The following is a 13,029-nucleotide window of genomic DNA, read 5'->3' on the forward strand; positions in this document are numbered from 1 at the left end:
TTATCCCTCCGCCATCAACCGACCCCAGCCGGTAGCACGGCGCGTATCGACGCCCATCATTTTTAACATATCCCACACCACAGTCACTACGGTATCAAACACGGGAACGTCGAATTCCTGCTCCCACTGCGTAACGCTACGCGCTGCGTTCAGATTGGTACAAAACGTGGTGACGGCTTGCGCCCCCAATGCAACAACCTTAGCGATTTGCTGTTCCAGCGTGGTTTCGTCCACTTCAGCAAAGGAAAAGTTATCCTGTAACGCCAGATGGCTCTCATGTCTGGCGTCAATGTTTAGTTGCGCATAATTAGCGATGATGCGCTCCTGCACCTCGGCCAGATACGGCGTTACCAGACCAAGCTGACGAACCTGCCAGAGAGCCAGAGCGCGATTCAAAGCCAGAACCGATGTTGTTGCCGGAACTCCGGTCGCCCGGGTGATGGCGGCACATAGCTCAACGTCGGCATCAAAGCCCAGCCAGCCCGCAGATGTGCCGCTCCAGCCAATGACATCGACTTTCGCATCCGCCAGCAATCGCGCGGCTTCGATGACCTGTTCGCATTGAAATTGCCCCAGCGCCTTATCGCTAAGCGCGATTTCAGTCACGCGGAATCGGGAAAAATGCACGCTGACTTCCGGAAAATCAGCGATCAGCGACTGGGTCAGCGGCTCAAGCGCGGTATTTGACGACGGCGTAAGTATCCCCAGCCGGATCCGCTTAGTCATACTGATACTCCCCGTTGTTCTTGGTTTTCATTGCGGTTTACTCCTCCGTTGGTTCTGGTCGTAGCAGCGACAGAATATGGCGTTTGTAATCGTTAAAGATTTTGCTCGTAGGATCGCGTGGGCGATCGAGGTCTATCGGTAGCAGTTCGCGGATCCGCCCCGGGCGAGCAGACATCACCGCGACATGGGTTCCAAGCGCCAGAGATTCATCAATCCCGTGGGTTACAAAAACAATGGTTGCCTTACTCTCTCGCCAGATACGAATAAGCTCGGCATGCATATCGATTTTGGTTTGCTCATCAAGGGCGCCGAAAGGTTCATCCATCAGGATAACTTCGGGGTTCATCAGTAACGCACGAGCAATACCCACGCGCTGATTCATTCCCCCTGAGAGCTCACTGGGATAGTGGTTTTCAAAATTTTTCAGACCGACCATTTCGATAAATTTCTGTGCTTTCTCCCGGCGAATATCTTTGCCAAAGCCACGCATCTTCAAATGGAAAGCCACATTTTCCCAGACGGGTAGCCAGGGCATCAGATTCGCCTGCTGGAAGACCACTCCGCGGTCGGCCCCCGGTGCGCTGACCGGTTGCCCACCGACAATAACGCTTCCCTCGCTGGGGTGATCAAACCCGGCAATCATGTTCAGTAACGTCGATTTGCCGCAGCCGCTGGGGCCTAACAGGCAAAGGAAATCGTTGCGCGCTACGGAGACGCTGACGTTATCCAGCGCCCGTACCCCGGTAGAGCGTTTAGGGTCATCAAATACGCGCGACACGCGATCCACGGTGATAAGAGCCATTTCTCAACCTTCCTTTTGTAAAGTGGAACCACGTTGCCAGCGCAGAAAATATGCGCCGATGCGCTTAATAACGTAATCACTGAGGAAACCCAGCAGCCCAATGCTGACCATTGAGGCAATGACGATGTCGTAGCGCAGGAAGTAGTACGAATCCCACAGCACATAGCCAACACCGCTTTTCACCGCCACCATCTCAGCGGTGACGGTGAGCATCCATGCGGAACCGATAGCAATACGTAAGCCGGAGAAAATAGCGGGCAGCGCCGCCGGAAAAACGATATGTACCAGCAGTTTCCCCGGCGTTCCCCCCGTCATGGCCCCTGCACGTAACAGATTGCGGTCGCAGCTTTTCACGCCATGAATAGTACTCAGCAGAACCGGAAAGAACGACCCCATAAAGACCAGGAATATCGCTGGTTTATCGGCAATACCAAACCAGATGATTGCCAGCGGGATCCAGGAAACCGGCGGTACAGGGCGCAAAATTTGCAGTACCGGTTCGAACAGATTCTCAGCCGTCCGCGACCAGCCAATCGCCATACCCACAACAATTCCCAGAACGGCAGCAAGTGCGAATCCGGCGAACACACGATATGAACTCGAGGCGACGTCAAAAATCCAGTTGCCACTGTAATTCTGCGTATTCCCATCGGTGGCGAATACCCAATCGGCCCAGGCGATGACGACCTGAGATGGCGCTGGCAGTAGCGCCCGAGGTAAAACCCCCGAACGAGAGAAGAGTTCCCAGCCGACAATCAGCAGCACGGGGATGATAAAACGCTCAATGCGTTGATAGATGCGGCCAAACATTGAGGCGCTACCAGAGCGGCCTGCCGCTCGGCTTTGCATGGCGTTGCTCTTCATATCAATACCCTAATTCAGTCTTCGGTTTGCCGGTAACGGCTTCAAGGAACTGGTAGTCCATATTTTTCTCCACCGCTTCGCTGACATCGCTATTGATGTACTTGAGCTGACGCATCATTTGCGCGATGGCAACCGCCGAAGCGCGATGCATCTCATAGTCGGGATAGAGATTGTCGACCGCCCCGCGGGCGATAGCCGCATCAAGGCCAGTCACTTTTTGGATGGTGTTGGCAAACAGCGCTTTATCGGCGGACATAAGCCCGTTGACCTTCACGATAGCGCGCACGGTCTCCAGCACACCTTGCGGATGTGTTTTAATCACGTCCGGACGGGTGATAATCAGGTTTGTTAACTTACCTGCTGCCTGGTCATAGGGATAATCAAAGAATTTCGCCGCCTTTACGTCGCGGATCTGCGTCGCAAACGGCTCAACTGACGTCACCAGTTCCACTTCTCCGCGGCGCAGGGCTTGGGTGTGGTCGGCGGGGTTAGGGATATTGACGAATTGAACGTCCTTATTAATGTCAATACCGTGTTTCAGGAACGCACCGCGCATCTGAATATCCTGCGCATTGCCGCGCGACGCCGCCACGCGGAATGGCTTATCTTCCGCTTTATACTGACGGATCAATTTGACCAGTTCTTGCCAATTTCCGGGCTGAACGGGCAACGAGTTAGCAATAAGAATCTGCGAACCTCCGCTTATCTGCCCTGATATCGCGACAACCTCAAATCCCTTATCGAGCGCGGTGGCATAATGCAGATAGGTGACCTGTGCAATATCAATACTTTTGGACAATAACGCTGTTAATACGTCATTGCCGGTATTAAACGGAATGGCTTCCAGTTTTATTCCTGTAGCATTTTCCGGCGTTAGGGAGAGCGATGTGCAGTGAGCGCACTTTGCATAGCCGAGTTTAATGGTGTTTTGATCGTCGGCCCGGGCCGCCGTTATGGCGCCCAGGCAAAGGAATAGCATGAGACCTGTGCGTATAATCATGCGGAATGGTGAATTTAAAGTGAACATAAAGCCTCCTATTGTCACTAACTGATTGTAGATTGTGACAATATTAATGCAGGCTTTATGCCACAACTGCAGTAAGTCGATTTTTACTGTTATTAGAAAAGAAAAAACCATTTAATATGTTGATTTTTATATTTTTATTTAAATAAAATTATTGTTCTCCATTGAGAAAATAGCGATTTACCCCTTCATTTTTATGCACCATTTTGGTGATTTTTTGCAGAAACGAACCAGGGTAGTGCATGATTAATACGAGTCTTGTTATTTTTTGTGACAGTACTAATATAAATAGTGGCAATTTTAAAAGGATCCTCACGTGCTGACCCAAAACAATGAAACTCCTCTCTCGCGTAAAGCGCGCAACGCCGGGCAAATCCTCGGTACGAGCGACAAGCGTGATGTCATTTATGAACGTATCCTCAACGCTGTTATGGAACATCGACTTATTCCAGGCACGAAATTAGTGGAAGAAAAGCTGGCCAGCGTTTTCCAGGTTAACCGAACCCGAATTCGCGAAGTACTGGCCCGCTTAGCTTATGAAGGCGTCGTAACGACAATTCCTAACCGCGGTGCTTTTATCTCCAGCCCCTCGGTCGAAGAAGCCCGGCACATTTTTCAGGCCCGGCGAATACTTGAACCTGCTTTGATACGCAGCCTGGTCGCCAGAGCTGACCGTTCGCTTTATGAACGTCTACATCAACATATCAGCCTGGAAAGAGCTGCCCGCGAGGCGGGCGATAAACACGCAGTTATTCGCTTATCCGGCGAGTTCCACCTGCTGATTGCGCAAATGGTCGATAGCGCACCACTGACAAAGCTGATGCGCGAGCTAGCATCCCTGACCTGCCTAATCATTTTGTTGTATGACTCTCCGAACGTTCCGGCATGCCCTAATGATGAGCACACTGCTATTGTTGAGGCGCTGGAACAGGACAACGAAGAAGAAGCCATTCGCCTGATGATTAGTCATCTTGATCATATTGAAGCCACGTTGGATCTCTCGGTAGATGACGATACCGATGTTGATCTGGAAGCGATTTTTGGCTAACGCTCTATTTTCTTGGGTATTATCAGGAGCAGCAATGCGGTTATTAATAGTCAATCCGAACATTACGCAAAGCGTTACCGCGCTGATTGAAACCGAAGCCCGACGAACGGCGGCGGCGGATACACAAATTATTATGGCCACCGCGCAAAGCGGCGTAGCCTATATTGAAACCCGGTTTGAAGCGTTGCTGGGCGGGCACGCCGTTGCCACTATTGCAGGTCAACGGCTCGGAAGCTACGACGCGCTGCTGGTCGCTGCCTTTGGCGATCCGGGTCTTTTGCCGCTAAGAGAAGTTCTGGACGTACCCGTGATCGGTATGACCGAATCAGCATTAATGACCGCAGCGCAGCTCGGACCCCGTTTCTCTATTATTGCCATTTCCCGACGTATCACGGGTTGGTATCGCGAATGCGTAGATCGCTATGGCATGTTGTCTCGTCTTGCCAGCATTCGTTATCTGGATAGTCCGCTTCATGATGCCGGTAGCGTGCAGCTGGAGCACGCAGAGCGTCTGCTAGCGCTCTGCCATCAGGCAGTGAATGATGATGGCGCCGATGTCCTGATTCTTGCCGGTGCACCGTTAGCTGGTCTGGCGAGAGCGCTGGCGGGTAAAATCCCCGTTCCGGTGGTAGATGGCGTATCCTGCGGCGTGGCTCAGGCCCAGGTGCTTTATCATCTTGATTCAGGTATTGCCAGGGCGGGTAGCGTTGCGCCTCCACCGCTAAAGCCAAATCAAGGGCTGGATGATGCTCTGCTGGCTTTACTCAATCGCGCGTAACCCGCTGTCCTAACTCAGAATGAACTTAAGGGCTGAGGCAACCAAATACAGCAGACAAATATATTGTATCGTCTGCCATCCCCATCGGGCGTAACGCCAGCGGTAACGTTCGCGGGCGTTAGCTTCAGCAATAGCCGGGTCGATACCCAGAACCGCTTTTTTCGCCTTCCGTCTTATAAAGCTCCAGATTCCCAGGGCAAGAAGTAAAATCATGATCGCTTTTAGCAGCAGGGAGAGGGAGTCATGCATTTTGAAATTAACATCCTGTATTATCCACATGGACGTTCAGTCTATCGCGATTTGTCGTCAAGGCAATCCTGATACTGCAAAACCATGTCTTCACGGATCTCCCCTTCTTGTCTTCATTCTGGTGATAAACCACAATAATTCGAAGGCTAATTAAGGATTGTCGATCGTTAATTAATCTTTCAACTCTGATTGCAAATCGCAAAACTAATCTGACACTGAACCCTCCCTATTTGTAAAAAAATGAAGGTTGAATCACATGTAATTACGGCTGAGTGCCAAATTGCCATGTAGACTTGTCATAACTATTGTTGTTAAATACAAATATGTTACCAAATTGAATATTTCACCAATAAAAAGAACCAGACTCTTCATTCATAAACATGAGAAGGTGGATATGCTATGGTTATTGTTTGCAATTTACTGCAGGTGACAATATGAAAATTATGCAAAGCCACGAGTTTTTCTTGTCAGAAAAACATGCCTTCTGCCTTTTTATGCTTGGTCAACAAAATCTTGAAGAAGTTCATGGGCATGACTTTGATGAGATCGTTATCGTACATGAAGGTAGTGGATTTCACATAATCAACGATAACGTGCAGTTCATCTATAAAGGTGACTTCTTTTTTGTTTCAACAATCGACACGCATAGCTATATATCCACAAACAACCTATCGGTAATTAATGTCCTGATCCACAAAAGCCGCCCTTTTGCGTTCCTGTCAAATGTTAGCAAGCTCATTGCAAAAATAGAAAAAAACAACAGTCTTAACAACCAACACAATGTTTCTTTATCATCGGATGATTTGGAAAGGATCATTACTCTGAGCCAGGTTATTAATCGTCGCCAGGATGACGATTTCGATGATGCCTATTTCTCTGCCACCGAAATGGCCTTCTTTGGCATTATAGACACGCTGTACCAGCGTACGCAGCGAAGAGCCACTCGCCAGTATCTTGATGCCTCTGGAAGAAAATATCTGCTTAATTTTCTGAAATATAACTACCTCCGGCATATTCATTGGGGCGATCTGTGCGATGAAAGTGGCATGGCTAAACGCACGATGTTCAGATTCATTAAAGATATCACCGGTCATACGCCGGGGAATTTTCAGCAGCTATTTCGTCTGTTGAAAGCTCAGGAACTATTACGTACCACGGATAAAACCATCAATGAGATAGCCATCATCTGTGGTTTTCAAAATGCCATCAGATTCACGGAAAGTTATAAGCGGCGCTTCCGCTACCCGCCGTCCCAGGAGAGAAAGCTCATCCGTTAATTAATATAGTCAGCAAACATGTATTAAAACGCCTTATTTATAAGGTGTATTTCCATGCAAGGGAAAGGAATATCGTCATACCTCGAATATTTATCTCATTATAATTATCTCCTTAGAGAGGATAACAAGTATGTCAGTAAAAAAAGTACCCAACCCCTGGTATGTCGGGGTCGTGTCGGGAATGGCATCCTACATTGACTCTGCCGCTATTGTGTCAAACGGTACCGCCCTGGTTATTTATCAAAAAACAATAGGTACCACCGCAACGGAAATAGGTATTCTTTCGGGACTTCTCACATTATGTATTGCGCTTGGTGCGTTTACCGGCGGACGCTTAGGAGACCGCATCGGCAGGCGTAAAGTATTTATTATTACCATGGCCATGATTATCATCGGCACCACATTACTTGCTTTAGGCTCGACATTTCATTTATTGCTGATCGGCACTTTATTAGTCGGTTTGGCAACAGGCGCTGATTTACCCGTTTCGCTGGCAACCATTTCCGAAGCGGCCACGGATAAAAACAGAGGAAAGATCATCGCCCTCTCCAACCTGCTATGGACCATTGGTATCGGCATCACCATGGCGATTGCCGCCGTTGTGGGTGAATGGGGAAGAAGCGGCGCGCAAATCATGTATCTGCACGTGGGATTGGTGGCCGCCGTCTTGTTGATTTTGCGCTGGTCTATTCCCGAATCACCTTTGTGGCTGGTTGCTCGTGATGAGCTCCGTCGTGGCGTCACAACGGTTCGCGCGCAAAAATCCTCATATAAAGATCTCCTTCAGGGAAAATATTTGTGGCCATTTGTCGCGCTTTGTATTTTTTACGCGTTTACCAACCTCGCCGCCAATACCGGTGGACAGTTCGGAACCTACGTTGCGGTTAACGTGGTGGGGATTAGCGTCGGCACAAACTCGTTATGGAATTTGCTCATCATGCCTGTTGGTATGGCCTCCGGTATTTTGTTTATGCGTATTGTCGATACGCATAAACGTATGCCCTTTTATATATTAGGTGCCGTCCTGCTGACCGGCGGATACGCCCTACCGATGATTTTTAACTTCTCTCCAGCATCATGGTTCTGCTGCATGTTATTTACCAATATGGGGAGCGGTCTGGCGTTCGAAGGAATAATGAAAGTCTGGTCGCAGGAGTCATTCCCGACCATGCTGAGATCCACCGCTCAGGGCGTCATTGTTGCCGTTGCCCGCCTGTCATGCGGCCTGCTCGCTTTCGTTACCCCCGTATTGCTTGATGCTGGCCCGATGGTGCTGTACGCCACGCTCTCATCTATCGTCGGTGTTGGTGTGTTTATTGGCTGGCTCTGTTTCCGGGGCAAACAGCGTAATGAATTTAATGATGAAGCAGAAATGCTCTCCCCTGATGTCCGTAATAGCGAAATGAATAAGCATTTAGCTGGTGAAAACTAAAAGGAGCGGTAACATGTTAGCGATTAAAAGCGTGTCATTAAACTATTCCCCAACGCTAAACGGCACTGAGACGATGCCGGTATTGGGCTGGGTGATTGACAGCAGCAATCAAAATGTTGAACAAGTAAATAGACAAATTCAGTTAAGTGAAAACGCAGCCTTCACCAAGGTTGTTTATGACAGCGGTTGGGTTACCAGCGCAGAATCACAAAATATCGTCTTACCTGATCTTGAGCTTAAGAATTCACGTCATTACTTTATTAGGGTGAGGATGGGTGATAATCATGGCGAGCAGAGCAGTTGGAGCGAGAGTGCTGCGTTTATTACCGGGCTGCCGGGTTCAAAGTGGACGGCGGATTTTATCTCTGCTGAAACCAGCGAAGATAAAAATGACTCCAGAGGTACACTGCTCAGAACGCTTTTTAAACTCCAGGACTGCGCCGATATTCATTCTGTTGTTGCCCATGCCAGTGCCCTGGGTCTGTATAAACTGTATGTCAACGGTGAAAAAGTCGGCAAGGATGAGCTGACTCCCGGATGGACCAGCTATCACCACCACCTGCTCTATCAAACCTACGACCTGACTCATCTGGTTAATAGCGGGGAAAATGCGATTGCCGCCAGCATTGGCGCCGGTTGGTATAAAGGCGATATGAGCTTTAATCGCCAGCGTAATTATTATGGTGAACGTACCGCGTTTATCTGTCAGGTCGTCGTGACCTATAAAGATGGGCGTCAAATGATGTTTGGTACGGATAGCCGCTGGCTGGCCGCTGACTCACCGGTATCATTCTCGGAGATTTACGATGGCGAAATCTATGATGCGCGTCGTGAACAATCCGCATGGAATATGGTGAATTGCGATACGGCCGGATGGCGGCCGGTCAGCCTCGTGACAGCAAGCAAACAGGCTCTGCAAGCGCAAGGAGCATGTACGGTGCAGGCTGTAGAATGCCTTAAACCTCTTGCCCTTCTCGTGACACCTGAAGGCGATACTGTTATTGATTTTGGGCAGAATCTTACCGGATGGGTTGAATTCCACGTCAATGGTCAGGCCGGAGACAAGGTTATTCTTCGCCATTTCGAAGTACTGGATAAGGACGGCAACGTCTATCTTGAAAACCTGCGTTCGGCAAAGCAGCGTATTGAGTACACGCTGAAGGGAGCGGATGTCGAAGTTTACCACCCTAACTTTACCTTCCAGGGCTTCCGCTATGTGAAAATTGAATCCTGGCCTGGGACCATTGAGCTGGATGATTTTAAAGCTGTAGTGGTGCATTCACAAATGGAGCAGACAGGCGAATTCCTCTGCTCTAATCCGGATTTAAATCAACTGCACCACAATATTTTGTGGGGCTTAAAGGGGAATTTCGTTGATGTCCCCACCGACTGCCCACAGCGCGATGAGCGTTTGGGTTGGACCGGCGATGCGCAGATTTTCTGCCGCACCGCGAGCTATCTGATGCAAACGCGCAACTTTTTTGCCAAATGGCTGACCGATCTTCGTTATGACCAGACGCCGGAAGGCGGCGTACCGCACGTGGTTCCCGATATCCTCACCGGCAGAAGCGACGAAGACCGCTTTATGCGCGACGGTTGCACTCATTCTGCCGCCGCCTGGGCCGATGCTGCGGTGATCAATCCCTGGACGCTCTATTTGATGTATGGCGATACCGTAACGTTACGCAACCAGTATGGCAGCATGAAGACGTGGGTGAATTTCATGCGCGAACACGCTGTCGATAATAAATGGAGCTATAAATTACAGTTCGGTGATTGGGTCGCTCTTGATGCCAAAGAAGGCAGCTATTTTGGCGCAACGCCAAACGATTTAACCTGCATGGCTTATTATAGTTTATCTACTTTGTTGCTGGCTAAAACGGCAAAAGTACTCGGATATACGGACGACTACACGGAGTATTCCGCGCTTTATACCTCAATCGTCAACAGCTTCCAGCAAGAGTTTTTTACACCTAACGGGCGTCTGGCAGCAAGAACACAAACCGCGCATATATTGGCCCTGCATTTTGATCTGGTCCCGGAACGGTTCAGAGAAAGAACCATCAATACATTGGTTGAACTGCTTAATGAACATGATGGGCACCTGGTCACGGGATTTGTAGGTACGCCCTATTTCTGCCACGCGCTTAGCAACAACGGTCGCAGCAAAGAAGCCTGGCAACTACTGCTAAAAGATGACTTCCCCTCCTGGCTCTATCAGGTTAAAGCTGGAGCAACAACCATCTGGGAACACTGGGATGGTATTAAACCCGATGGTTCAATGTGGAGCCCGGATATGAACTCCTTTAACCACTACGCTTATGGCGCAATTGGCGAATGGATATATCGGGCGGTCGCTGGTATCGACACCGATGAAGATAACCCGGGATTCAGACATATCCTTATTAAACCGACGTTTGGCGGCAATCTTGAGTGGATGAATGCCTGCTACCGTTCGGGATATGGCGAAATTAGCGTGAACTGGCAGAGAGATGAGCATCAGGAGATGACGCTGGATATCACCATCCCCCACAACAGTCGGGCCACGATTATGCTCCCGGCTGCTGGTGAAATTACAGAGCACCACTCTCTCGAATTTACCCACACGGGCGATGAATATCAGGCATCGGTCGGTTCCGGTAAATATAAAATAAAATATCTAGAGTCGCGTTCGTCATAATTAAAACCTCTGCCTCGTCATTATTTGAATGAACGCTATCGTCACACCTTCGATGATGGCGAAGCACGCTTTTGCGCAATATCACCTCTGTTAATTAATGGAATTATATAATGAAAAATAAAACTGCCCTGCTCTCTATGGGGTTATGTCTGGTGGCCCCAGCATCTTTTGCTGACTCACCGGAAATATCAATGGAGCAACGTCTGCAGCGCCTTGAGCAGCGGCTCTATTCGGCAGAATCGCGGGCGCAAACTGCTGAAGATGAAATCAAACAACTGAAGTCCAGTCAGACTCTGAGTCACACGCAGCCAGTCCCGGTAGTGGGAACGGCCTCTGCGAACGAAACGCGTAATAATAAAACGGAGCCGACATTAACGCTCAGCGGATTTGGTGACCTCAAGTTTTATGGCGACGTTGAATTTAATATGGATGCGGAAAGTCGCAAAGGTTCTCTTATTAGCCAACGCGACGATAGTAATGAGAAATGGGATATTAACGGGCGCATCTTATTAGGTTTTGATGGTTACCGGGGGCTGAACGATGGCCGTTTTGCCGGATTTACGGTACAACCGCTTGCCGACTTGAATGGCTCCGTTAATCTTGATGATGCCGCCTTCTTCTTCGGCAAAGAGCAGAACTGGAAAATGAAAGTCGGCCGCTTTGAGGCTTTCGATATGTTTCCCCTTAATCAGGATACTTTTATTGAGCATTCCGGCAATACTGCGAACGATCTGTACAACGATGGTCACGGTTATATCTATATGATGAAAGAAGGTCGCGGGCGGTCTGATTCCGGCGGCAGTTTTATGTTGAGCAAACAGCTGGATAACTGGTATTTCGAATTAAACACCCTGGTTGAGAATGGCAGTTCGCTACTGGTTGATAAAAAATATCACGGTCGCCAGATAGATAATGAGAAAAACGTGGTTTATCTGCGCCCTGTTATCTCCTGGTCTGAAGATGTGCTAAGCGCCGCCGTGGCAATGGAGTCCAACGTCGTGAACAATGCCTGGGGCTATTATGACCAACAGGGGAAATGGGTAAATCAGTCCAGGCGAAACGGCTACGGCGCGACATTCACCTGGAACGGCCTTAAGAAAGATCCTGACAACGGTATTGTCGTTAACCTGAACACCGCCTATCTGGACGCTTCAGGTGAAAAAGACTTCACCGCCGGCATTAACGCCCTGTGGCAGCGTTTTGAACTTGGCTATATCTACGCGCACAACAAAATTGAGCAATTTGATGGCCGTTCGCTGGCAAACTGCGACGATGGCTGCTGGATAACCCAAAAAGGCACATATGACATTCATACGTTGCATACCTCATACCAGCTTCCCGACCTGATGGATATGAAGAACTTCAATATCTATTTAGGCGCGTACTGGTCATGGCTGGATGAAAAAGACGGCGATGAAAGCATGCACGATCGCTACGGTGCACGCGTGCGCTTTAAATACTTTTTCTGATAACTGAGGCGGGTCAGATTTTATGGGGAGCGCCTCGCTCCCCGCACCAGATATAGCCTACAACGAAATACCGGAAAACGACATAAAACCCAGCGACATTAACCCGGCGGTAATAAATACGCTGCCTAATCCGCGTAATGCTTTGGGCATATTCGCGTACTTAAGTTTTTCACGGATTCCGGCCAACGCCACAATCGCCAGCATCCAGCCGATACCGCATCCGGTGCCGTAGGTCAGCGACTCAAGGAAAGTGTACTCACGCTGGACCATAAAAATCGTCGCGCCAAAAATGGCGCAGTGAATGGTCAGCAGCGGCAGAAACGGACCGAGGGCGTGGTTTAACGCATGGAAGTATTTGTCGATAACCATTTCCAGAATCTGCACCAATGCAGCGAGAACGCCGATAAAAGTGATGAAATCGAGAAAGCTCAGGTCAACCCCATCGATCAGGGCATTCTCTTTTAAAAGGTAATTGTAAATGAGGTTGTTAATGGGCGTTGCTATCGCCAGCAAGGCCGTCACCGTCAGTCCGAGACGAAAAGCTACATCAATTTTTTTCGAAATAGCCAGAAAGGTACACATACCAAGGAAAAAATTGAGCGCCATATTTTCGACGAACACCGCACGGATAAAAATATTCAGGTGAGTTTCGAACAAGACAACCTCCATGTCGTTGAGTT

Annotated in this window: 12 protein-coding genes; 6 read left to right on the top strand and 6 right to left on the bottom strand. The window is 49.1% G+C overall.

The window, feature by feature from the left end:
* Genes HV127_RS21825 through HV127_RS21840 form a run of 4 tightly spaced genes read right to left on the bottom strand, consistent with a single transcriptional unit; the run spans position 1 to position 3,419 of the window.
* The gene (locus HV127_RS21825; protein WP_139539743.1) at positions 1-726 is read right to left on the bottom strand and encodes an aspartate/glutamate racemase family protein; all 726 of its coding nucleotides are present in this window, start codon (positions 724-726) and stop codon (positions 1-3) included.
* A gap of 37 nt (positions 727-763) precedes the next feature.
* Entirely contained in the window at positions 764-1,528 is a 765-nt protein-coding gene (locus tag HV127_RS21830; protein ID WP_182238701.1) for an ABC transporter ATP-binding protein, read from the bottom strand.
* Between the two features lie 3 nt (positions 1,529-1,531).
* Positions 1,532-2,392, bottom strand: a complete 861-nt coding sequence (locus tag HV127_RS21835; RefSeq protein ID WP_220471430.1) for an ABC transporter permease — start codon at positions 2,390-2,392, stop codon at positions 1,532-1,534.
* 1 nt (position 2,393) lies between these two features.
* Positions 2,394-3,419 (bottom strand): ABC transporter substrate-binding protein, encoded by a 1,026-nt coding sequence (locus HV127_RS21840; protein WP_220471431.1) that lies wholly within the window; start codon positions 3,417-3,419, stop codon positions 2,394-2,396.
* Between the two features lie 313 nt (positions 3,420-3,732).
* Between HV127_RS21840 and HV127_RS21845 the strand changes: the two genes are divergently transcribed.
* Together HV127_RS21845 and HV127_RS21850 are read left to right on the top strand one after the other, a co-directional pair.
* Entirely contained in the window at positions 3,733-4,464 is a 732-nt protein-coding gene (locus tag HV127_RS21845; protein ID WP_182238703.1) for a GntR family transcriptional regulator, read from the top strand.
* Positions 4,465-4,498: 34 nt separating this feature from the next.
* Positions 4,499-5,242 carry an aspartate/glutamate racemase family protein gene (locus HV127_RS21850; protein WP_182238705.1) on the top strand — a complete coding sequence of 248 codons (744 nt, stop codon included), beginning with the start codon at positions 4,499-4,501 and terminating at the stop codon, positions 5,240-5,242.
* Positions 5,243-5,251: 9 nt separating this feature from the next.
* Here the strand turns inward: HV127_RS21850 and HV127_RS21855 are convergent, their stop codons facing one another.
* Positions 5,252-5,491 (bottom strand): hypothetical protein, encoded by a 240-nt coding sequence (locus tag HV127_RS21855; protein WP_182238707.1) that lies wholly within the window; start codon positions 5,489-5,491, stop codon positions 5,252-5,254.
* A 434-nt stretch (positions 5,492-5,925) separates the two neighbouring features.
* Here HV127_RS21855 and HV127_RS21860 point away from each other — a divergent pair, with 434 nt between their 5' ends.
* From HV127_RS21860 to HV127_RS21875, 4 genes are all read left to right on the top strand, one after another.
* Positions 5,926-6,768, top strand: a complete 843-nt coding sequence (locus HV127_RS21860) for a helix-turn-helix domain-containing protein (protein WP_182238709.1) — start codon at positions 5,926-5,928, stop codon at positions 6,766-6,768.
* Between the two features lie 130 nt (positions 6,769-6,898).
* Positions 6,899-8,200 (top strand): MFS transporter, encoded by a 1,302-nt coding sequence (locus HV127_RS21865; protein WP_182238711.1) that lies wholly within the window; start codon positions 6,899-6,901, stop codon positions 8,198-8,200.
* A 13-nt stretch (positions 8,201-8,213) separates the two neighbouring features.
* Positions 8,214-10,880 (top strand): alpha-L-rhamnosidase, encoded by a 2,667-nt coding sequence (locus HV127_RS21870; RefSeq protein WP_182238713.1) that lies wholly within the window; start codon positions 8,214-8,216, stop codon positions 10,878-10,880.
* 110 nt (positions 10,881-10,990) lie between these two features.
* A complete protein-coding gene (locus HV127_RS21875) occupies positions 10,991-12,349 on the top strand; it encodes a carbohydrate porin (RefSeq protein ID WP_182238715.1) in 1,359 nt (452 codons plus the stop codon).
* Positions 12,350-12,406: 57 nt separating this feature from the next.
* Here the strand turns inward: HV127_RS21875 and nqrE are convergent, their stop codons facing one another.
* On the bottom strand, positions 12,407-13,018 hold the full coding sequence (nqrE, locus tag HV127_RS21880; RefSeq protein WP_228725746.1) for an NADH:ubiquinone reductase (Na(+)-transporting) subunit E: 612 nt from the start codon (positions 13,016-13,018) through the stop codon (positions 12,407-12,409).
* Positions 13,019-13,029 lie beyond the last annotated feature (11 nt).

Source organism: Klebsiella sp. RHBSTW-00215 (genome assembly GCF_014103785.1).
GTDB lineage: Bacteria > Pseudomonadota > Gammaproteobacteria > Enterobacterales > Enterobacteriaceae > Klebsiella.